At 70.9% G+C, this 22,503-nt stretch carries 20 protein-coding genes; all 20 read left to right on the forward strand.

Annotated features, from left to right (window positions below; all coding sequences use genetic code 11):
• Positions 1-388 precede the first annotated feature (388 nt).
• The 20 genes from nrtL (at position 389) to ABZZ79_RS05080 (ending at position 22,480) form a co-directional block, all read left to right on the forward strand.
• Positions 389-1,501, forward strand: coding sequence for an ArgS-related anticodon-binding protein NrtL (nrtL, locus tag ABZZ79_RS04985; RefSeq protein WP_356686540.1), 1,113 nt, complete (start codon positions 389-391; stop codon positions 1,499-1,501).
• 15 nt (positions 1,502-1,516) lie between these two features.
• Positions 1,517-2,908, forward strand: a complete 1,392-nt coding sequence (gene lysA / locus ABZZ79_RS04990) for a diaminopimelate decarboxylase (RefSeq protein ID WP_356686542.1) — start codon at positions 1,517-1,519, stop codon at positions 2,906-2,908.
• 166 nt (positions 2,909-3,074) lie between these two features.
• Positions 3,075-4,376, forward strand: a complete 1,302-nt coding sequence (locus ABZZ79_RS04995; protein WP_356686544.1) for a homoserine dehydrogenase — start codon at positions 3,075-3,077, stop codon at positions 4,374-4,376.
• Between the two features lie 6 nt (positions 4,377-4,382).
• A complete protein-coding gene (gene thrC, locus ABZZ79_RS05000) occupies positions 4,383-5,441 on the forward strand; it encodes a threonine synthase (protein ID WP_356686546.1) in 1,059 nt (352 codons plus the stop codon).
• Positions 5,442-5,708: 267 nt separating this feature from the next.
• Positions 5,709-6,638 (forward strand): homoserine kinase, encoded by a 930-nt coding sequence (gene thrB, locus ABZZ79_RS05005; RefSeq protein WP_356686549.1) that lies wholly within the window; start codon positions 5,709-5,711, stop codon positions 6,636-6,638.
• A gap of 422 nt (positions 6,639-7,060) precedes the next feature.
• Complete coding sequence (gene rho, locus ABZZ79_RS05010) at positions 7,061-9,073, forward strand: transcription termination factor Rho (protein WP_356686551.1); 2,013 nt, start codon at positions 7,061-7,063, stop codon at positions 9,071-9,073.
• 260 nt (positions 9,074-9,333) lie between these two features.
• Complete coding sequence (locus ABZZ79_RS05015) at positions 9,334-11,004, forward strand: trypsin-like serine protease (protein WP_356686553.1); 1,671 nt, start codon at positions 9,334-9,336, stop codon at positions 11,002-11,004.
• Positions 11,005-11,228: 224 nt separating this feature from the next.
• Positions 11,229-12,350: an LCP family protein gene (locus ABZZ79_RS05020; protein WP_356686555.1), complete on the forward strand. Its 1,122-nt coding sequence runs from the start codon at positions 11,229-11,231 to the stop codon at positions 12,348-12,350.
• Between the two features lie 156 nt (positions 12,351-12,506).
• Positions 12,507-12,728: a 50S ribosomal protein L31 gene (gene rpmE / locus ABZZ79_RS05025; protein WP_007499053.1), complete on the forward strand. Its 222-nt coding sequence runs from the start codon at positions 12,507-12,509 to the stop codon at positions 12,726-12,728.
• A 110-nt stretch (positions 12,729-12,838) separates the two neighbouring features.
• Positions 12,839-13,915 (forward strand): peptide chain release factor 1, encoded by a 1,077-nt coding sequence (prfA, locus tag ABZZ79_RS05030; RefSeq protein ID WP_356686558.1) that lies wholly within the window; start codon positions 12,839-12,841, stop codon positions 13,913-13,915.
• Positions 13,916-13,955: 40 nt separating this feature from the next.
• Complete coding sequence (gene prmC, locus ABZZ79_RS05035) at positions 13,956-14,801, forward strand: peptide chain release factor N(5)-glutamine methyltransferase (protein ID WP_356686560.1); 846 nt, start codon at positions 13,956-13,958, stop codon at positions 14,799-14,801.
• A 52-nt stretch (positions 14,802-14,853) separates the two neighbouring features.
• The gene (locus ABZZ79_RS05040; RefSeq protein WP_356686562.1) at positions 14,854-15,501 is read left to right on the forward strand and encodes an L-threonylcarbamoyladenylate synthase; all 648 of its coding nucleotides are present in this window, start codon (positions 14,854-14,856) and stop codon (positions 15,499-15,501) included.
• Positions 15,498-16,166: a protein-tyrosine-phosphatase gene (locus ABZZ79_RS05045; RefSeq protein WP_356686564.1), complete on the forward strand. Its 669-nt coding sequence runs from the start codon at positions 15,498-15,500 to the stop codon at positions 16,164-16,166. Before ABZZ79_RS05040 ends, ABZZ79_RS05045 begins: the two co-directional genes overlap by 4 nt.
• Positions 16,167-16,247: 81 nt before the next feature.
• The gene (glyA, locus tag ABZZ79_RS05050) at positions 16,248-17,489 is read left to right on the forward strand and encodes a serine hydroxymethyltransferase (protein ID WP_356686566.1); all 1,242 of its coding nucleotides are present in this window, start codon (positions 16,248-16,250) and stop codon (positions 17,487-17,489) included.
• Positions 17,490-17,652: 163 nt separating this feature from the next.
• Positions 17,653-18,984, forward strand: a complete 1,332-nt coding sequence (locus ABZZ79_RS05055; protein ID WP_356686568.1) for an MraY family glycosyltransferase — start codon at positions 17,653-17,655, stop codon at positions 18,982-18,984.
• Positions 18,985-19,283: 299 nt separating this feature from the next.
• The gene (locus ABZZ79_RS05060) at positions 19,284-19,721 is read left to right on the forward strand and encodes a hypothetical protein (protein WP_356686570.1); all 438 of its coding nucleotides are present in this window, start codon (positions 19,284-19,286) and stop codon (positions 19,719-19,721) included.
• Between the two features lie 273 nt (positions 19,722-19,994).
• On the forward strand, positions 19,995-20,765 hold the full coding sequence (gene atpB, locus ABZZ79_RS05065) for a F0F1 ATP synthase subunit A (RefSeq protein WP_356686680.1): 771 nt from the start codon (positions 19,995-19,997) through the stop codon (positions 20,763-20,765).
• Positions 20,766-20,837: 72 nt separating this feature from the next.
• Entirely contained in the window at positions 20,838-21,074 is a 237-nt protein-coding gene (locus ABZZ79_RS05070) for a F0F1 ATP synthase subunit C (protein ID WP_285510094.1), read from the forward strand.
• A gap of 39 nt (positions 21,075-21,113) precedes the next feature.
• On the forward strand, positions 21,114-21,662 hold the full coding sequence (locus ABZZ79_RS05075; protein WP_356686572.1) for a F0F1 ATP synthase subunit B: 549 nt from the start codon (positions 21,114-21,116) through the stop codon (positions 21,660-21,662).
• Positions 21,659-22,480, forward strand: coding sequence for a F0F1 ATP synthase subunit delta (locus tag ABZZ79_RS05080; protein ID WP_356686574.1), 822 nt, complete (start codon positions 21,659-21,661; stop codon positions 22,478-22,480). Before ABZZ79_RS05075 ends, ABZZ79_RS05080 begins: the two co-directional genes overlap by 4 nt.
• Positions 22,481-22,503: the final 23 nt, after the last annotated feature.

Here is a 22,503-nt window from a genome sequence, read left to right on the forward strand (position 1 = left end):
GTTGCGAGGGCTGATGGCGTAGTGGGTCCGCGGCGGCAGTCGGCGCTTCCGTGCCGTGCCTGCGGGCTCGACGGTGTCGACGAGCCAGGCGGGGCGGCCGCCGCGTTCGGCAGTGCCCTCGGTAGTTGCGAGGGCTGATGGCGTAGTGGGTCCGCGGCGGCAGTCGGCGCTTCCGTGCCGTGCCTGCGGGCTCGACGGTGTCGACGAGCCAGGCGGGGCGACCACCGGCTCACGCCGCCGAAGGCCCGCGGCGGCAGCCGACGCCCCCGTGCCATGCCCACGGCGGCGCCGAGGCGAGAGCCCACCGTGTCCACCCTCACGTCCACATCCCGGACCATCGCTCAAACCGGTTCGCATACCCACCCCCCTCCTCCCATACGCTTGTCCCGTGACCCCCGTCGAGCTCTCTCACACCGTCCTGCACGCGGTTCGCCGTGCGGTGGACACGGGTGAGCTCCGCGTCGCCGTGCCCGAGCGGGTGGTCGTGGGGCCGCCGGGCGCGGGGGGATGCGGGGACTACGCCACCAACGTGGCGTTGCAGCTCGCCCGGTCGGCGGGGCGGCCGCCGCTGCAGGTCGCCCAGGTGCTGCTGCCCCATCTCCGGCAGGCCGAGGGCGTCACCGACGTCGTCATCACCGGGCCCGGGTTCCTCAACATCAGCCTCGACGCGCGGGCCGACGCCGAGCTCGTACGGAAGATCCTGCGCGAGGGCCTCCGGTACGGGCACTGCGACGCCCTCGCCGGACAGGTCCTCACGCTGAGGGTGCCGTACGAGGTACGGGCCGAGGTCGTCGCCGACGCCGTCGCCCGGATCGTCGCCTCGCAAGGCGGCCGGGTCGAGATCAGCCACGGCGAGCGCAGCCGGAACGGCCGTGACGCGGCCCGCGCCGACCAGCCCGTCGCCCGGATCGTCGCCTCGCAGGGCGGCCGGGTCGAGATCAGCCACGGCGAGCACAGCCGGAACGGCCGTGACGCGGCCCGCCCCGACCACCCCGTCGTCGATCTGCGCCCCGTTCCCGCGCCCGAGGACCCCTCCGCGCTCGGGCCCGACGCCGCCCGCTGGGCGCTGCTGCATCCCGCCCCGCACGACCGGCCCCGGATCAGTGCCGACCTTCTGGTGCAGGGCGAGAGCAACCCGCTGTTCCGCGTCCGGTACGCCCACGCCCGCACCAGGGCGCTCAGCCGCAACGCCGCCGATCTCGGTTTCGGCGCCGAGCCCGGCCCCCTGGAGAACAAGGACTGCGGCCGGCTCGACGCGCTCCTCGCCGACCACCCCCGCATCCTCGCCGCCTCCGCCGCCCACCGCGCGCCGGACCGGCTCGCCCGGCATCTCGTCACCGTCGCCGATGCCGTTCTCGTCCTGCTGCCCGGCGTGCTGCCCCGCGGTGAGGAGAAACCCTCGGCCGCCCACCGTGCCCGGCTCGCCCTCGCCGAAGCCGCCGGGACGGTGCTGGCCGGTGGCCTGTCCCTGCTCGGCATCGACGCACCCGAACACCTCTGAAAGAGACAGCCAACGATGAGCCGTTCCGCCCACCCCGCCGGGCCCCGTCACGCAGACGTCCTTCCCGAGGGCCACTACAGCGGCCCGCCGACCGACCTCAACGCCCTCGACGCCAAGGTGTGGGCGCAGACCGTCAGCCGGACCGAGGACGGCGTCGTCTCCGTCGGCGGTATCGACGTCAAGGCGCTCGCCGAGGAGTTCGGCACCCCCGCCTACATCCTCGACGAGACCGACTTTCGCGCCCGTGCGCGTGCCTGGCGCTCCGCCTTCGGGCCGGACGCCGACGTCTTCTACGCGGGCAAGGCGTTCCTGTCCCGGGCGGTCGTGCGCTGGCTGCACGAGGAGGGGCTCAACCTGGACGTCTGCTCCGGCGGCGAGCTGGCCACCGCGCTGTCGGCCGGAATGCCCGCGGACCGCATCGCCTTCCACGGCAACAACAAGTCGCCCGCCGAGATCCGCCGCGCCATCGAGGCCGGGGTCGGACGGATCGTGCTCGACTCCTTCCAGGAGATCGTGCGGGTCGCGCACATCGCGCAGGAACTGGGCAAGCGGCAGCGGGTGCAGATCCGTATCACCGTCGGTGTCGAGGCCCACACGCACGAGTTCATCGCCACCGCGCACGAGGACCAGAAGTTCGGCATCCCGCTCGCCGGGGGCCAGGCCGCCGAGGCGGTGCGCCGGGCGCTCACGCTCGACGGGCTGGAGCTGATCGGCATCCACTCGCACATCGGGTCGCAGATCTTCGACCTGTCGGGCTTCGAGGTCGCCGCGCACCGCGTGGTCGGGCTGCTGAAGGACATCCGCGACGAGCACGGCGTCGAGCTGCCCGAGATCGACCTCGGCGGCGGCCTCGGCATCGCGTACACCAGCGACGACGACCCGCGCGAGCCGCACGAGATCGCCAAGACGCTGACCGACATCGTCACCCGCGAGTGCGAGGCGGCCAGGCTGCGCACACCGCGGATCTCCGTGGAGCCGGGCCGCGCCATCGTCGGGCCCACCGCGTTCACCCTCTACGAGGTCGGCACGGTCAAGCCGCTCGACGGGCTGCGCACCTATGTCTCCGTCGACGGCGGCATGTCCGACAACATCCGCACGGCGCTGTACGACGCCGAGTACACCGTGACCCTCGTGTCCCGGACCTCCGACGCCGAGCCCATGCTCTCCCGGGTCGTCGGCAAGCACTGCGAGAGCGGTGACATCGTCGTGCGCGACGCGTTCCTGCCGGCCGACCTGGCACCCGGTGACCTGATCGCCGTCCCCGCGACGGGCGCGTACTGCCGGTCGATGGCCAGCAACTACAACCACCTGCTCAAGCCGCCGGTCGTCGCGGTCAAGGACGGCGAGGCGCGGGTCATCGTGCGGCGCGAGACCGAGGAGGACCTGCTGCGGCTCGACGTGGGGTGAGGCGCCCGCGAGACTCATGGGGCCGACAAGGACGGCGGTGGAAGATCTCCTGTCTTCCACCCTCCCGCAAATGAAATAGATGTCTCACGATCCGGACCAGGGGCAGAAAGTCCGGTCCGGTGAGTGAGACTGGACCAACCTGAACGGTATGAGGAAACGAGGTCGGATGATGCGTACGCGTCCGCTGAAGGTGGCGCTGCTGGGCTGTGGAGTGGTCGGCTCAGAGGTGGCGCGCATCATGACGACGCACGCCGCCGACCTCGCCGCCCGCATCGGGGCACCCGTCGAACTCGCGGGCGTGGCGGTACGGCGCCCCGACAGGGTCCGTGAGGGCATCCCGCGGGAGCTGATCACCACCGACGCCACCGCGCTCGTCAAACGCGGCGACATCGACGTGGCCGTCGAGGTCATCGGCGGCATCGAGCCCGCCCGCACCCTGATCACCACCGCCTTCGAGCACGGCGCGTCCGTCGTCTCCGCCAACAAGGCGCTGCTCGCCCAGGACGGCGCCGCCCTGCACGCCGCGGCCGAGGAGCACGGCAAGGACCTCTACTACGAGGCCGCCGTCGCCGGTGCCATCCCGCTGATCCGGCCGCTGCGCGAGTCCCTCGCCGGCGACAAGGTCAACCGGGTGCTGGGCATCGTCAACGGCACCACCAACTTCATCCTCGACAAGATGGACTCCACGGGCGCCGGCTACCAGGAAGCCCTCGACGAGGCCACCGCCCTCGGTTACGCGGAGGCCGACCCGACCGCCGACGTGGAGGGCTTCGACGCCGCCGCCAAGGCCGCCATCCTGGCCGGTATCGCCTTCCACACGCGCGTGCGTCTCGACGACGTCTACCGCGAGGGCATGACCGAGGTCACCGCGGCCGACTTCGCCTCCGCCAGGGCGATGGGCTGCACCATCAAGCTGCTGGCCATCTGCGAGCGGGCCGCGGACGGCCGGTCCGTCACCGCGCGCGTGCACCCCGCGATGATTCCGCTGACCCACCCGCTCGCCTCGGTGCGCGGCGCCTACAACGCCGTGTTCGTCGAGTCCGACGCCTCCGGCCAGCTCATGTTCTACGGCCCCGGCGCGGGCGGCTCGCCCACCGCCTCCGCCGTGCTCGGCGACCTCGTCGCCGTGTGCCGCAACCGGCTCAGCGGGGCGACGGGGCCCGGCGAGTCGGCCTACGCCGCCCTGCCCGTGTCGCCCATGGGTGAGGTCGTCACGCGCTACCACATCAGCTTGGACGTCGCCGACAAACCGGGCGTCCTCGCGCAGGTCGCGACCGTGTTCGCCGAACACGGCGTGTCGATCGACACGGTGCGCCAGCAGGGACGGCAAGACGGCGTCGGCGAGGCCTCCCTCGTCGTCGTCACCCACCGCGCGTCCGACGCCGCCCTCACCGGGACCGTCGCGGCGCTGCGCAAGCTCGACACCGTGCGCGGTGTCGCCAGCATCATGCGGGTTGAAGGAGAGTAACCAGCAATGACCCACCAGTGGCGCGGCATCATCGAGGAGTACCGGGACAGGCTGCCGGTGTCCGACACCACGCCGGTCGTGACGCTCCGTGAGGGCGGCACGCCTCTCGTCCCCGCGCAGGTGCTCTCCGAGCGCACGGGCTGCGAGGTCCACCTCAAGGTGGAGGGCGCCAACCCGACCGGCTCCTTCAAGGACCGCGGTATGACCATGGCCATCTCCAGGGCCAAGGAGGAGGGCGCGAAGGCGGTCATCTGCGCGTCCACCGGAAACACCTCGGCGAGCGCCGCCGCGTACGCGGTGCGCGCCGGCATGGTCTCGGCCGTTCTCGTCCCGCAGGGCAAGATCGCGCTCGGCAAGATGGGCCAGGCGCTGGTCCACGGCGCGAAGATCCTCCAGGTCGACGGCAACTTCGACGACTGTCTCACCCTCGCCCGCGAGCTCAGCGAGAACTACCCCGTGGCGCTGGTGAATTCGGTCAACCCGGTGCGTATCGAGGGCCAGAAGACCGCCGCCTTCGAGATCGTGGACATGCTGGGCGACGCGCCCGACATCCACGTCCTGCCGGTCGGCAACGCGGGCAACATCACCGCGTACTGGAAGGGGTACACGGAGTACGCCCGCGACGGCATCGCCGCCGGGACCCCCCGCATGTGGGGCTTCCAGGCCTCCGGCAGTGCCCCGATCGTGCGCGGCGAGGTGGTCAAGGACCCGTCGACCATCGCCACCGCCATCCGCATCGGCAACCCGGCCTCGTGGAGCTACGCGCTGGCCGCGCGGGACGAGTCGGGCGGCCTCATCGACGAGGTGACGGACCGTGAGATCCTGCGCGCCTACCGGCTGTTGGCCGCGCAGGAGGGCGTCTTCGTCGAGCCCGCCTCCGCCGCCTCCGTCGCCGGTCTGCTGAAGGCGGCCGAGCAGGGTCTGGTCGACCCGGGCCAGCGCATCGTCTGCACGGTCACCGGCAACGGCCTGAAGGACCCCGACTGGGCCGTCGCGGGCGCCCCGCAGCCGGTCACCGTCCCGGTCGACGCGTCCACCGCGGCCGAGCGCCTCGGTCTGGCCTGATCTCCGCACACCGCACGGGGTATTCCCCATAAGGGGTGCACAGGGGGCTTGCGACACGCATCGTGCGCCTCCTGTGCGCCCTATGTCGCCACAGAACCTTCCTTCGATAGGCTGTAGCGAACCCGCCTGCCGCATATGCCTGTGCGTGGCGTGCGGCGCCGCGCCTCAGCCGCAGCCCGTGGGGTTCCGTCGGTACGTCATCGAATGTCTTCGACCGTCACGCAGCTCAATTCGACAGTCACGCAGCTCAAGGAGAGTCATCGCGAGATGGCCGGTCCCGCCTTCCGCGCCGCCCCCGTCCGGGTGCGCGTCCCCGCCACCAGCGCCAACCTCGGCCCGGGTTTCGACGCCCTCGGACTCTCGCTGGGGCTCTACGACGACGTCGTCGTCCGGGTGGCCGACTCCGGGCTGCACATCGACATCGCGGGCGAGGGCGGCGAAACGCTCCCCCGCGACGAGAAGCACCTCCTCGTACGGTCCATGCGCACGGCCTTCGACGTGCTCGGCGGACAGCCGCGCGGTCTGGAGATCGTCTGCGCCAACCGCATCCCGCACGGCCGCGGCCTCGGCTCCTCCTCCGCCGCCATCTGCGCGGGCATCGTGGCCGCCCGCGCCGTGACCATAGGCGGCGAGTCCAAGCTCGACGACGCCGCGCTGCTGGAGCTCGCCACCGAGATCGAGGGCCACCCCGACAATGTGGCGCCATGTCTGATCGGCGGCTTCACCATCGCCTGGATGGAGGCCGGCGCGGCCCGTGCCATCAGGCTGGAGCCCGCCGATTCCATCGTTCCGGTGGTTTTCGTGCCCGGTAAGCCGGTGCTCACGGAAACCGCCCGCGGCCTGCTGCCGCGCACCGTCCCGCACGTCGACGCCGCCGCCAACGCGGGCCGCGCCGCCCTGCTCGTCGAGGCACTCACCCGGCGCCCCGAACTGCTGCTGCCGGCCACCGAGGACCGTCTCCACCAGGAGTACCGCGCGCCCGCCATGCCGGAGAGCGCCGCGCTGGTGGAGCGGCTGCGGGCCGACGGTGTGCCCGCCGTCATCTCCGGCGCCGGACCCACCGTGATGGCCCTGGCCGACGCGGCGACGGCCGACAAGGTCGAGGCGCTGGCAGGTCCCGAATGGGCCGCGAACCGCCTGGGCCTGGACCTTCAGGGCGCCGGCGTGCTGCCGCTCGCCTCGGCCGGCGGGGAGTAGGGCACGCGATTGCCGGATTTGGAGAGGGGGAATGTTTGTTGGATCCGGTAGTGTTAATCTCAAGTCTGCACCCGACCCCACCATGGCGAGGTGCCTCGTGTCCCCGTCCGGGACAGACATTCTTCCGGGAGCCCCCCAAGCCGCACTGTGTTCCGTACGTCATACGCGGGCAGTACGCCGTATGCGGACACTGAGCGGTCCGACGGTGGGCGTACCCCCTCTGGGGGAGCTCCGGAATCGGTGCAACCACGCCACGTGACACTGGATGCCACGGCTCGGGGGAGCGCCATCACCAGATATCTCGTCCGCCCTTCCGGCGGATTACCGCCCCGGCACGGTCCACACAGCAAGGACCGCAGCCGGACAGCACAACCGGTCGCCGAGCCAGACAGGCCGACGTCCGCTCCAGGGAAGGACCCTTCGTGAGCGACACCACCGATCTGATGGGCGCACGTGTCGAGGAGACCGCTGCCGCGCCCGCCACGGACGCCTCCGCGCCTGCCACCGGTGCCGGCTCCCGGCGGCGCCGCGGTACGGGCCTTGAGGGCATGGTGCTGGCCGAGCTCCAGCAGGTCGCCTCCGGCCTGGGCATCAGGGGCACCGCGCGGATGCGCAAGAGCCAGCTGATCGAGGTCATCAAGGAGGCGCAGGCCGCCGGAGGCAGTGCCCCGGCCGCCAAGAGCGACGCGCCGGCCGAGACCAAGCCCAAGCGCCGCGCCACGTCCCGCACCCGTACGGGCGACGACGCCGCCGAGAAGAAGGCGGACGCCAAGGCCGAGGCCGCGGCCGAGAAGGCCGTGGCCCAGCAGCAGATCGAGATCCCCGGCCAGCCCGCCGGCGGCACCGCCCGCGCGGGCGACGCCGAGCGTGGCGGAGACGACGCGCCCACCGAGCGCCGCCGTCGTCGGGCCACCGCCGAGGCCGGCAGCCCCGAGACCGTCACCGCCGAGGCCAAGGCCGAGGCCAAGACCGAGGCGCCCGCCGCGCCGGGCGACGCCAAGGGCGACGCCAAGGGCGACGCCGACGGTGGCGACGGCCGCCGCCGCGACCGCCGTGAGCGCGGCCGTGACCGCGACCGCCGCGGCAAGGGCGACGACCAGCAGGGCCAGGGCGGCCCGCAGCGCGGCCAGCAGCAGGGTCAGCAGCAGAGCGGCGGCCGTCAGGACCGCAACACCGGCCCGCAGGACGACGACGACTTCGACGGCGGACGGCGTGGCCGTCGCGGCCGCTACCGCGACCGCCGTGGCCGTCGCGGCCGCGACGAGATGGGCAGCGAGCCGCAGGTCGCCGACGACGACGTCCTGATCCCGGTCGCGGGCATCCTGGACATCCTCGACAACTACGCGTTCATCCGTACCTCGGGCTACCTGCCGGGCCCGAACGACGTGTACGTCTCCCTGGCCCAGGTCCGCAAGAACGGCCTGCGCAAGGGTGACCACGTCACCGGCGCGGTCCGTCAGCCCAAGGAGGGCGAGCGCCGCGAGAAGTTCAACGCGCTGGTCCGCCTGGACTCCGTCAACGGCATGGCGCCCGAACACGGCCGCGGCCGCCCGGAGTTCAACAAGCTGACCCCGCTCTACCCGCAGGACCGCCTCCGCCTGGAGACGGACCCGGGCGTGCTCACCACCCGCATCATCGACATGGTGTCGCCGATCGGTAAGGGTCAGCGCGGTCTGATCGTGGCCCCGCCGAAGACCGGCAAGACCATGATCATGCAGGCGATCGCCAACGCGATCACCCACAACAACCCCGAGTGCCACTTGATGGTCGTCCTGGTCGACGAGCGTCCGGAAGAGGTCACCGACATGCAGCGGTCGGTCAAGGGCGAGGTCATCTCCTCGACCTTCGACCGTCCGGCCGAGGACCACACCACGGTCGCCGAGCTCGCCATCGAGCGCGCCAAGCGTCTGGTGGAGCTGGGCCACGACGTCGTCGTGCTGCTCGACTCGATCACCCGACTGGGCCGTGCGTACAACCTGGCGGCCCCGGCCTCCGGCCGCATCCTGTCCGGTGGTGTCGACTCGACCGCCCTGTACCCGCCGAAGCGCTTCTTCGGTGCGGCCCGCAACATCGAGGACGGCGGCTCGCTGACCATCCTCGCCACCGCCCTGGTGGACACCGGGTCCCGCATGGACGAGGTGATCTTCGAGGAGTTCAAGGGCACGGGCAACATGGAGCTCAAGCTCGACCGGAAGCTCGCCGACAAGCGCATCTTCCCCGCGGTCGACGTGGACGCGTCCGGTACCCGTAAGGAAGAGATCCTGCTCGGCAACGAGGAGCTCGCGGTCGTCTGGAAGCTGCGGCGGGTGCTGCACGCGCTCGACCAGCAGCAGGCGATCGAGCTGCTGCTCGACAAGATGAAGCAGACGAAGTCGAACATCGAGTTCCTGATGCAGATCCAGAAGACGACGCCGACGCCCGGCAACGGTGACTGAGCGCCGTTGAGCTGACTGCGGTCCGTCGGCCGCGGGTCGTCCGCGGTTGATCACGCCCACGTGGCGGAGCCGCATATTGATTCAGCGCCGCGCCCCCCGGGGGGCGCGCACCCGGAGGGCCGTCCTGTGAAACTGGGCGGCCCTTCGGGTTGTGTCGGTAGCGTGTAGGATCGCCTGCCTTGTATCGCCTTCGATTTCCACCCCCAGGGGGGACTCGCGTGGTTGTGTCCACACCCCAGGGGCGTAGCCGTAAACACCGGATGCGGATCGCCCTGTCCCTTGCCGCCGCCGGTGTCGCCGCGGCCGTCGCCGCCGTCGTGCTGACGCAGGCGGCGGGAGCCGCGCCGGTGCTGCCCGAGCCGACATGGGCGCCGCCCGGGCTGAGCACGCTGGGCTCGGGCGAACTGGAGCGGCGGGTGGCGGGCGCGGTCGTCGGGGACGTCCCCGGCGAGCCCGGACAGAGCGCCACCACCGAGCCCGCGCGGGCCGCCGGGACCCCCGTGTCGTCCGCCTCGGCCCCCTGGATGGCCCAACTCTGGTACCACGACGACCGGGGCACCGAGGCGCCCTCCGACGACGTGAACCTCTTCTGCGCCGGGGCCGTCGTCGCGCCGACCAAGATCCTCACGGCCGCGCAGTGCGTCAAGGGCTACAACTGGTACGCGTACGGCGCCGTCGTCACCGGCACCGACCGGCTCCCCACGCCCGGCTCCGGCACGGCCGACCTGCACGGCGGAACCGTCGCGCTGCCGCTGCGGCAGTACTACGACCCGGCGTACAGCCCCGGCAGCCACACCGACGACATCGCTGTCATCACCCTGGACGCCCCGGTGAAGGCGCGGCCGATCCGGATGACCACGTCCACCGACAGCGCGGCGTACTCCCCCGGCACCGCCGCCGAGGTCTACGGCTGGGGCCGTAGCGCCGGCGCCGGCGGGCACGCCTCGCCGACCCTGCGCGGTGCCACGCTGACGACGCGGTCCGAATGCGCCACGGCAGGGATGTGCGCGGCGGGTGCCGAGGCGGCCCGGTGCACCGGCGACACCGGCGGCCCGCTCGTCGTCGGCGGCCGCGTCGTCGGCGTCGTGTCGGGGAGCCGGGAGGAGTGCGCCGGTGAGTTCACCGAGCTGCGCAGCCACCTCGGCACGGTCGCCGCGCGGGTGGACGACACCAACTTCAGCCGCGACCACCGGGCCGATGTGTTCTCCCGCGGCACCGACGACCAGGTGGGCTACTTCAAGACCTCCAAGGGCAGCTCGTTCGACCCGCGCGACGAGACGGGCGACTGGGAGGCCGCGGACCTGGTCGTGCAGACGGACCTGAACCGGGACGGCTTCCAGGACCTGGTGTGGCGCCGCGGCGACGACGGCGACGTCTTCTGGGCGCACTACGACCCGTTCCACAAGGCCTGGCAGACCAAGCCGGTCGCCGACGACTGGGCCTCGCGCGCGCACATCGTCGCCCCCGGCGACGTCACCGGCGACGACCTGCCCGACCTGCTCTCGGTGGACTCGGCCGGCGTGCTGTGGATCCACCCCGGCCACGGCGACGGCACCTTCGCCGCCCCCGTCAAGGCCGGCTCCGGCTGGAAGGGGTACGACTCCGTCCTCGGCCACGGCGACTTCACCGACGACGGCAGGCCCGACCTGATCACCCGCGACGCCACCGATCACGGCGTGTATCTCCACCAGGGCACCGGCAGGGCCGGCCCCGAGGCGTTCGCCGCGCCCGTCAAGGTGCGCACCTGGAAGGACTACGACGTCCTCGACGCCGTCGGCGACGTCAACGGCGACAGCAGGGCCGACCTGCTCGCCCGCGCCCCCGACGGCACGCTCTACCTGTACAAGGGCACCGGCAAGGCGTCGGCGGAGATCTTCGACACACGCGTCGCGGCCGCTCCCGATTTCGAGCAGTACGACCTGCTCGGCTGAAGCCGCTGGTCATCGCGGGGCTCTCGCCCCGTCCGGTGACGCTCCGCGCCCGTTCGGCCGCCCGGGCCGCACAGGCCGCACAGGCCGCGCACAGAGCGCCGTGCAACCTTGTGCCGGGTTTCCCCGTCTGACCCCACAGAGCGACGATGGTTCGGTGCGGGTCGATGCGACCTGGCCTGTCCGCCGATCCAGGGGTACCCGACCGGACGAGAGCCGAGGAGCACATGTCAGCCGAATCCACGCCGGGGCCCGGCATACCAGGCGCCCCCGGACCGCGCGGCAGCGCCAAGGGCCGTCGCCGCAAGCCCCGGGGCAAGCACACCGGACTGAAGATCGCCGTCTGGACCGCCGCGGGCGTGGTGGTGCTCGGCGGAGCCGGGGCCGGCTATGTGTACTTCAAGCTCAACGGCAACCTCGACAGCGTCGACATCAACCAGGCGCTCGGCACCGACCGGCCCACCAAGGCCGACAACGGCTCCGAGAACATCCTCGTCCTCGGCTCCGACTCGCGCTCCGGCGGCAACCGGAAGCTGGGCGGCGGCGCCGACGAGGGCAGCGCCCGCTCCGACACGGCGATGATCGTCCACATCTACGAGGGCCACAAGAAGGCCAGTGTCGTCTCCGTCCCGCGCGACACCCTCATCGACCGCCCCGAGTGCACCGACACCGACGGGGTCACCCATGACGCGGCCCGGGGCGTGATGTTCAACTCGGCGTTCACCACCGGCGGTGCCGCCTGCGCGGTCAAGACCGTCGAGTCGATCACCGACCTGCGCATGGACCACTACCTGGAGGTCGACTTCAGCGGCTTCCAGAAGCTGGTCGACGAACTCGGCGGCGTCGAGGTCACCACGACCCAGGACATCGACGACCCCGACAGCCATCTGAACCTCAAGGCCGGCACCCACCGGCTCGACGGCGAACAGGCCCTCGGCCTCGTCCGCACCCGGCACGGCGTCGGCGACGGCTCCGACCTCGGCCGCATCCAGCTCCAGCAGGCCTTCATCAAGGCCCTCGTCGCCCAGCTCAACGACGTCGGCGTCCTCGGCAACCCCAAGAGGCTCTACGACCTCGCCGACACCGCCACCAAGGCCGTCACCACCGACAGCGACCTCGGCTCGGTCAACTCCCTGCTGTCCTGGGCGGGCGGCCTCAAGGGCATCGGCCCGGCCGACATGACCATGATCACGATGCCGGTCCAGTACGACCCGGTGGACCTGAACCGCGTCCTGCCGGACGAGAAGAAGGCGGACCTGGTCTGGAGGGCCCTGAAGTCGGACCGGCCGATCCCCAGGGCGGCGACGACGGGTACGGCCACGGGCCAGGCGAAGTCCGTGGTCGAGTAGCCATCAACGGCCACGTTCCGCAAGGAATACATCACAGCCCGACCCGGTTTTGGGAGATGGCGCCAGTCCTGGCAGACTGGTACGTCGGCTCCGGTTCACGCCCCCCGCACCCCGCGGCAGGCGACCCGGCGCCCTCCCGGATACCTAGGAGACACCTTGAAGCGCGACATCCACCCCGCGTACGTCGAGACGCAGGTCAGCTGCACCTGCGGCGCGTCGTTCACCACCCGCAGCACCATCGAGTCCGGCACCGTCCGGGCCGAGGTCTGCTCCGAGTGCCACCCGTTCTACACGGGCAAGCAGAAGATCCTCGACACCGGTGGCCGTGTGGCCCGCTTCGAGGCCCGCTTCGGCAAGGCCGCCGGCTCCAAGAAGTAGCGAGCCCCAACGCGCCGGTCCACGGCCACACCCTGCCAGGGTGTGCCCGGGACCGGCGTTTTTGGTCGCCCCGCACTTCACCCCCGTACACCCCCAACAGGAGCCCCAAGATGTTCGAGGCCGTCGAGGAACTGGTCACCGAGCACGCCGACCTGGAGACCAAGCTCGCGGACCCCTCCGTCCACGCCGACCAGGCCAACGCGCGCAAGCTCAACAAGCGCTACGCCGAGCTCACCCCCATCGTCGCCACGTTCCGCTCCTGGAAGCAGCTCGGCGACGACATCGACACCGCGCGTGAGTTCGCCGCCGACGACCCCGACTTCGCGGCCGAGGTCAAGGACCTCACCGAACAGCGCGAGCAGTTCACCGAGAAGCTCCGCCTCCTGTTGGTCCCGCGCGACCCCAGCGACGACAAGGACGTCATCCTGGAGATCAAGGCGGGCGCGGGCGGCGACGAGTCGGCCCTGTTCGCGGGCGACCTGCTGCGCATGTACCTGCGCTACGCCGAGCGCGTCGGCTGGAAGACCGAGATCATCGACGCCACCGAGTCCGAGCTGGGCGGCTACAAGGACGTCCAGGTCGCCGTGAAGACCAAGGGCGGCCAGGGCGCCACCGAGCCCGGCCAGGGCGTGTGGGCGCGGCTGAAGTACGAGGGCGGCGTGCACCGCGTGCAGCGCGTGCCGGCCACCGAGTCGCAGGGCCGTATCCACACCTCCGCCGCGGGTGTGCTGGTGACGCCCGAGGCCGAGGAGGTCGACGTCGAGATCAACCCGAACGACCTGCGCATCGACGTCTACCGGTCCTCCGGCCCCGGCGGCCAGTCCGTCAACACCACCGACTCCGCCGTGCGCATCACGCACCTGCCGACCGGAGTCGTCGCCTCCTGCCAGAACGAGAAGAGCCAGCTGCAGAACAAGGAGCAGGCACTGCGTATCCTGCGCTCCAGGCTGCTCGCAGCGGCGCAGGAGGAGGCGGAGCGGGAGGCCGCCGACGCCCGCCGCAGCCAGGTCCGCACCGTCGACCGCTCCGAGAAGATCCGTACGTACAACTTCCCGGAGAACCGCATCTCGGACCACCGCGTCGGCTTCAAGGCGTACAACCTCGACCAGGTCCTGGACGGCGAACTCGACGCGGTGATCCAGGCCTGTGTCGACGCGGACTCGGCCGCCAAGCTCGCAGCCGCGTAAAACAGCGGGACGTACGAGTAACCACTCACGGAGGACGAGCGTGAACCTGCTGCTCGCAGAGGTGGCCCAGGCCACTCAGCGGCTGGCCGACGCCGGCGTGCCCTCGCCGCGCACCGACGCGGAGGAGCTCGCCGCGTTCGTGCACGGCGTGAAGCGCGGCGAACTCCACTCCGTGAAGGACGCCGACTTCGACGCCCGCTACTGGGAGGTCGTCGCCCGGCGCGAGGCGCGCGAGCCGCTCCAGCACATCACCGGGCGGGCCTTCTTCCGCTACCTGGAACTCCAGGTCGGGCCGGGCGTGTTCGTGCCGCGGCCGGAGACCGAGTCGGTGGTCGGCTGGGCCATAGACGCCGTGCGCGCCATGGACGTCGTGGAGCCCTGCATCGTCGACCTGTGCACCGGCTCCGGCGCCATCGCGCTGGCCCTCGCCCAGGAGGTGCCGCGCTCCAGCGTGCACGCCGTGGAGCTCAGCGAGGACGCCCTCGTGTGGACCCGCAAGAACATGGAGGGCTCCCGCGTCGACCTGCGTCAGGGCAACGCGCTGGACGCCTTCCGCGACCTCGACGGCCACGTCGACCTCGTCATCTCCAACCCGCCGTACATCCCCCTCACCGAGTGGGAGTACGTCGCCCCCGAGGCCCGCGACTACGACCCGCAGATGGCGCTGTTCTCCGGCGAGGACGGCCTCGACCTGATCCGCGGCATCGAGCGCACCGCGCACCGTCTGCTGCGGCCGGGCGGCGTGGTCGTGATCGAGCACGCGGACACCCAGGGCGGCCAAGTGCCCTGGATCTTCACCGAGGAGCGGGGCTGGGCCGACGCGGCCGACCACCCCGACCTCAACAACCGCCCGCGGTTCGCCACCGCCCGCAAGGCGATGCCGTGAGCAGCCCCCAGACTTCAGTCCAGCAGTACGTGCACGAGGAGGACCGCTAGACATGGCTCGGCGATACGACACCAACGACGCGACCGACCGCGTGACCGGTCTGCGCGAGGCCGCGTCCGCCGTCCGCCGTGGCGAGCTGGTGGTCCTGCCCACCGACACGGTGTACGGCATCGGCGCGGACGCCTTCTCCAAGGAGGCCGTGAGCGATCTGCTGGACGCCAAGGGCCGGGGCCGCAACATGCCCACGCCCGTCCTCATCGGCTCCCCGAACACCCTGCACGGCCTCGTCACGGACTTCTCCGAGATGGCCTGGGAACTGGTCGACGCGTTCTGGCCGGGCGCGCTCACACTCGTCGCCAAGCACCAGCCGTCCCTGCAGTGGGACCTCGGCGACACCCGCGGCACGGTCGCGGTGCGCATGCCGCTGCACCCGGTCGCCATCGAGCTGCTCACCGAGGTCGGCCCGATGGCCGTGTCCTCGGCCAACCTGACCGGCCACCCGGCGCCGGAGGACTGCGACGCGGCGCAGCGGATGCTCGGCGACTCCATCTCCGTCTACCTCGACGGCGGCCCCACCCCCGGCATCGTGCCGTCGTCCATCGTCGACGTCACCGGCCCGGTGCCGGTCCTGCTGCGCGAGGGCGCGCTGTCCCCGGACGAGCTGCGCAAGGTCGTACCCGACCTTGAGGTGGCCAATTGACACCCCCAGACGCGGGGCGTGGCATAGGCGGCATCGGTGAGGAGACGACCACCTTCGGCTTCCCCCGGGACACCTTCCGCATCCTTCACGTCAGTACCGGGAACGTGTGCCGCTCACCCATCACCGAGCGGCTGACCCGGCATTACGTCACCCAGCGGCTGGGCATGCTCGGCGGCGGACTGATAGTCGAGAGCGCGGGCACCTGGGGCCACGAGGGCGCGCCGATGGAGGCGAACGCCGAGACCGTGCTGGCCGACTTCGGCGCGGACGCCTCCGGCTTCATGGGCCGGGAACTCCTCGACGAGCACGTCATCATGGCCGACCTGGTCCTGACGGCCACCCGCGACCATCGCGCCCAGGTCATCTCCATGGGCCACTCTGCGGGCCTGCGCACCTTCACCCTGAAGGAGTTCACCCGCCTGGTGAAGGCGATAGACCCGGCGACGCTGCCACCGCTGGAGGACGGCGTGGTGATGCGCGCGCGTGCGCTGGTGCGCGCGGCCGCCGCGCTGCGCGGCTGGCTGCTGGCGCCCACGGCGGAGGCGGACGAGGTCCATGACCCGTACGGAGCCCCGCTGACCTTCTTCCGTTCCATCGGCGACGAGATACACCAGGCGCTCGATCCGGTCGTCACGGCGCTGACGGGGGTACCCGCGCGGATGTAGCGGCCGCGCGGGCCCGAGGCCCCGGGCCTACATTGGACGTACGTCAGCGTCGACGTACGCCCGCACGCCCCGGAGCCCACCATGACGGTCACTCCCGCCCTCGACGAGGTCGATGCACTCAGGCGCCAGGACCCCGAACTGGCCGATGTCCTGCTGGGTGAGCTCCAGCGCCAGTCGACGACGATCCAGCTGATCGCCGCCGAGAACTTCGCCTCGCCCGCCGTGCTGGCCGCGCTGGGCTCACCGCTGGCGAACAAGTACGCCGAGGGCTACCCCGGCTCCCGCTACCACGGCGGCTGCGAACTCGTGGACGTCGCCGAGCGGATCGCGGTGGAACGGGCCACGACGCTGTTCGGCGCCGGGCACGCCAACGTCCAGCCGCACTCCGGCTCCTCGGCCGTCCTGGCGGCCTACGCGGCCCTGCTGCGCCCCGGTGACACCGTCCTGGCCCTCGGCCTGACGCACGGCGGGCACCTCACGCACGGCTCGCCCGCGAACTTCTCCGGCCGCTGGTTCGACTTCGTCGGCTACGGCGTGGACGCGGAGACCGGGCTGATCGACTACGAGCAGGTGCGCGCCCTGGCCCGCACGCACCGCCCGAAGGCGATCGTGTGCGGCTCGATCGCGTACCCGCGGCACATCGACTACGCCCTCTTCCGGGCGATCGCCGACGAGGCCGGCGCCTACCTCATCGCGGACGCCGCCCACCCGATCGGGCTGGTGGCCGGCGGAGCGGCGCCCAGCCCGGTGCCGTACGCCGACATCGTGTGCGCGACCACCCACAAGGTGCTGCGCGGGCCGCGCGGCGGGATGCTGCTGTGCGGCCCGGAGCTGGCCGAGCGGGTGGACCGGGCGGTGTTCCCGTTCACCCAGGGCGGGGCGCAGATGAACTCGATCGCCGCCAAGGCGGTCGCGTTCGGCGAGGCGGCGGCCCCGGCCTTCACGACGTACGCCCATCGTGTCGTCGCGAACGCGCGGGTGCTGGCGGCCGGGCTGGAGGCGGAGGGGCTGACCGTCACCACGGGCGGCACCGACACGCATCTGATCACCGCCGACCCGGGGCCGCTGGGTGTGGACGGCCGCGCCGCACGCGGACGGCTCGCCGCCGCCGGGGTGGTCCTGGACTGCTGTGCGCTGCCGCACGGCGACGCGCGCGGTCTGCGACTGGGCACGGCCGCGGTCACCACCCAGGGCATGGGGGAGCGGGAGATGTCCCGCCTCGCCACGCTGCTCGCGGGGGTGCTGCGGGAGGAGACCGACGGCTTCGGGGCCCGCGAGGAGGTGCGGGAACTGGTGGCCGCCTTCCCTCCTTACCCGGGCTGAAGCGGGGTACGCGGTCCAGGGTTCCGACCGGGGTGTGAACCGGTACACAGCCCCCACGTGCAACCATCATCGCTACCCGGAAGTCCCCACACATATGCGTCGCGTATGCGACCGTCGCTAGGGTGTGGGGCTGTGATGGCCGGCGAGACCTGTGGGGAAGCCCGTGCGTGAATACCTGCTGACGCTCTGCGTCACGGCCGCGGTGACGTATCTGCTGACAGGGCCGGTACGGAAGTTCGCGATCGTGGCCGGGGCGATGCCGGAGATCCGGGCCCGGGACGTGCACCGGGAGCCCACTCCGCGGCTCGGCGGTATCGCCATGTTCTTCGGACTGTGCGCGGGCCTGCTGGTGGCCGCGCACCTGGCGAACCTGAGCGAGGTCTTCGAGACCTCCAACGAGCCGCGCGCGCTGCTCTCGGGCGCCGCGCTGATCTGGCTGATCGGTGTCCTGGACGACAAGTTCGAGATCGACGCCCTGATCAAGCTGGGCGCGCAGATGATCGCCGCGGGCGTGATGGTCATGCAGGGTCTGACGATCCTGTGGCTGCCCATCCCGGGTGTCGGCAATGTGGCGCTGACCCAGTGGCAGGGCACCCTGCTGACCGTCGCCCTGGTCGTCATCACCATCAACGCGGTGAACTTCGTCGACGGCCTGGACGGCCTGGCGGCGGGCATGGTGTGCATCGCGTCGGCGGCGTTCTTCCTGTACGCCTACCGGGTCTGGGTGTCGTACGGCATCGAGGCGGCCGCTCCGGCCACGCTGTTCTCGGCGATCCTGATGGGTATGTGCCTGGGGTTCCTGCCGCACAACATGCACCCGGCGCGGATCTTCATGGGTGACTCGGGCTCGATGCTGATCGGCCTGGTGCTGGCGGCGGGTGCGATCTCCATCACGGGGCAGGTCGACCCGGACGCGCTGAAGCTGTTCGCGGGGTCGGAGAAGGCGGCGGTGCACCAGACGGTGCCGGTCTACATCCCGCTGCTGCTGCCGCTGACCATCATCGCGATCCCGGCGGCGGACCTGATCCTGGCGATCGTCCGCCGGACCTGGCGCGGCCAGTCGCCCTTCGCCGCGGACCGCGGTCACCTCCACCACCGCCTGCTGGAGATCGGCCACTCGCACAGCCGGGCCGTGCTGATCATGTACTTCTGGTCCGCCCTGATCGCCTTCGGCGCCCTGGCCTACTCCGTGAACTCGGCGTCCATGTGGATTGTCCTGGGTGTCGTGGTACTCAGCGCGATCGGCCTGATCCTGCTGCTGCTGCCCCGCTTCACGCCCCGCACTCCCCGCTGGGCCGAGCACTTCGTCCCGCCGCGCTACCGCCGCCGCCGCGAAGCGGAACCGCTCGCGGACGGAGCGCCGGAAGCGGCTGAGCCGGGTTCCCAGGAGCCGCGCACGCCTGTGGCCGCCGGCGTTCGTCCGGTCAACGGAGCCACCGCTCTCGGCGCCCGGTCGCATGTCCTGGATCGGGGCAAAGCGGAGAGCTCGCGCTGACGTAAAGGTAAGAATCTGACTAGAGCATTGCCAACTCATGGGGGAGCGAACCGGGCCAATACCAGACAAGTCGGCTCGGTTTCTGCACAGACGCGCACCTTCACTCTCATGTGTGACGGCAGGCACACCTAACAGGTAAAGACCTCATCAAATAGTTTGTGATAGCGTTCACGAGAACCCGGGACAGAGCCGAAGGGCCGTAGTGCGACGGCCCGCTCGGACGTGAGGTTCCCTCTCGACCCGGGACTACGCTCGTCCATGACGACACCCCTGCCCCCTGCGAAAGCGGAGTTGCCGCCATGCCGTCCAATGACGTCCGGAACCTTCTGCAGTGCGCCGTACCCACGGCCGCTGCCGGTGTGGTCGCGGTCGCCATCAGCGCGGCGGTGGCCGGAGGCAAGGGTGCGTTGGGAGCGGCTGTCGGCACACTGCTGGCCATCGCCTTCATGGGCATCGGCCTCTTCGTCCTGCAGTGGACGGCAAAAACGCTCCCGCAGCTTTTCCAGGCCATGGGTCTGATGCTCTATGTCGCCCAGCTCCTGCTGCTTCTGACCTTCGTCGCGGTCTTCAAGGACACGTCTCTCTTCAACGCGAAGGCGTTCGCGGTCTCGCTCGTCGTGGGGACCGTCGTGTGGATGGCGGCCCAGGCACGTGCGCACATGAAGGCCAAGCTCTTCTACGTCGACCCGGACCCCTCCAAGAGCGACAAGCCCGAGAAGACAGGGCCGTCGTCGTGAGGGGTAGGGGCGGGATAAAGAGCTCTGAGAACTCCTGCTATCGTCCGGTGCCAACTGCGGCATCGCGGGCGCGGGCTTGTGAGCTGACGCCTGCTCCATCGCGAGGCTCGAAGCCCCCCAGCCGCCCTCACATCCGTAACACCAGTCCGGTGCCGACTCGCGGCTGCGCGCCGCGCCGACACAACGAGGTTGCCGAACCCATGCGTCACGCCGAAGGAGCCCGCGGTGAGTGCTGACATGACCCAGCTCGCCTTTGAGTGGGATTGCCGCATCCTGTCCGACAACGGCTGTGGCTTCCCGGCTCCGGGCCTGCACTCGTTCCTCTTCCAGCCGATCTTCACCGTCGGCGGGTTCGAGTTCAACAAGGTGATGCTGCTCTCGCTCATCACCACCGTCCTGGTCGTCGGCTTCTTCTCGGTGGCCTTCGGCAAGGCCAAGGTCGTGCCGGGCAAGCTGCAGATGATCGGTGAGGCGGGGTACGACTTCGTCCGCCGCGGCATCGTCTACGAGACCCTCGGCAAGCGGGAGGGCGAGAAGTACGTCCCGCTCATGGTCTCGCTGTTCTTCTTCATCTGGATCATGAACGTCTGGTCCGTGATCCCGGTCGCGCAGTTCCCGGTGTCGTCGATCATCGCCTACCCCGTGGTGCTGGCGGCCATCGTCTACATCACCTGGGTCTCGCTGACGTTCAAGCGCCACGGTTTCGTCGGCTTCTTCAAGAACGTCACCGGCTACGACAAGTCGCTGGGCGCCGTGCTGCCGCTCGTCATGGTCATCGAGTTCTTCTCGAACCTGCTCGTCCGGCCCTTCACCCACGCGGTGCGACTGTTCGCCAACATGTTCGCCGGCCACCTGATGCTGGTGATGTTCACCGTCGCCTCCTGGTACCTGCTGAACGGCGCGATGATCCCGGCGGCCGGTGTCTCCTTCGTCATGACCATCGTCATGATCCTCTTCGAGCTCTTCGTGCAGGCGGTCCAGGCGTACGTCTTCGTACTCCTCGCCTGCTCGTACATCCAGGGCGCTCTCGCCGAGCACCACTGAGCACGCCCCACCCACCCCCTGATCGTCCGGTGGCCAACTCCCACCGGTCCGGAAAGAGAAGGAAGAATCAGCATGGCTGCCACTGAGACCCTCGCCGCTGTCACCGGCTCGCTCGGCTCCATCGGCTACGGCCTCGCCGCGATCGGCCCCGGCGTCGGCGTCGGCATCATCTTCGGCAACGGCACCCAGGCCCTCGCCCGCCAGCCCGAGGCTGCCGGCCTGATCCGCGCCAACCAGATCCTGGGCTTCGCCTTCTGTGAGGCGCTCGCCCTCATCGGCATCGTTATGCCGTTCGTGTTCGGTAAGTAAGCCCCCTTACCCCGACACGTTTCGACGAAAGGCACTGATGTGATCGCCAACCTGATTCAGCTGGCGGCCGAGGAGGAGCAGAACCCGCTCGTTCCTCCGGGCCCCGAGCTGCTCGTCGGCACCATCGCCTTCGCCATCGTGTTCTTCTTCTTCTGGAAGAAGCTGCTTCCGAACATCAACAAGGTTCTGGAAGAGCGCCGCGAGGCGATCGAAGGCGGTATCGAGAAGGCCGAGGCCGCCCAGACCGAGGCTGCGAGCGTTCTCGAGCAGTACAAGGCCCAGCTCGCCGAGGCCCGGCACGAGGCCGCGCGTCTGCGCCAGGAGGCGCAGGAGCAGGGTGCCACGCTCATCGCCGAGATGCGCGCGGAGGGTCAGCGGCAGCGCGAGGAGATCGTCGCCGCCGGTCACACGCAGATCGAGGCCGACCGCAAGGCCGCCGCTTCCGCGCTGCGCCAGGACGTCGGCAAGCTCGCCACCGACCTGGCCGGCAAGCTCGTCGGTGAGTCCCTTGAGGACCACGCCCGGCAGAGCCGCGTGATCGACCGCTTCCTCGACGAGCTCGAGGAGAAGGCCGAGGCGGCTCGATGACAGCGCACGGAGCGAGCCGCGAGGCCACTTCGTCGGCCCGCGAGCGTCTCGACGCGCTGACGGACGCCACGTCCGTGGACGCGGCGCGACTCGCCGACGAGCTGGCCGCCGTCACCGCGCTGCTCGACCGCGAGGTCAGCTTGCGTCGGGTCCTCACCGACCCGGCGCAGTCCGGCGAGGCCAAGGCCGAGCTGGCCCAGCGCCTGTTCGGCGGACAGGTCGGCGGCGAGATCGTCGATCTGCTGGCCGGCATGGTGCGCTCCCGCTGGTCGCAGTCGCGCGACCTGGTGGACGCGCTGGAGGAGCTGGCGGACACCGCCGACCTCACCGCCGCCCAGCGGGCGGGCACGCTCGACGACGTCGAGGACGAGCTGTTCCGGTTCGGCCGGATCGTCTCCTCGAACACCGAGCTGCGCGCCGCGCTGACCGACCGCAAGGCCACCACCGCCGCCAAGGCCGAGCTGCTGCGCAGCCTGCTCGGCGGCCGTGCGCAGGCCACCACCGAGCGTCTGGTGACGCGTCTGGTGACCGTCCCGCGTGGACGTAGCCTGGAGTCGGGACTCGAGTCCCTGTCCAAGCTCGCCGCCGAGCGCCGGGACCGCATGGTCGCCGTCGTCACCTCGGCGGTGCCGCTGAGCGACGGCCAGAAGCAGCGCCTGGGCGCCGCCCTGGCGAAGCTCTACGGGCGCACGATGCACCTCAACCTCGACGTGGACCCCGAGGTCCTCGGCGGGATGCGGGTGCAGGTCGGTGACGAGGTCATCAACGGCTCGGTCGCGGACCGCATCGAGGACGCCGCCCGCCGACTGGCGAGCTGACGCGGGCGCCCAGCGCCGCGCCA

Source organism: Streptomyces sp. NPDC006458 (genome assembly GCF_040612135.1).
Lineage (GTDB): Bacteria > Actinomycetota > Actinomycetes > Streptomycetales > Streptomycetaceae > Streptomyces.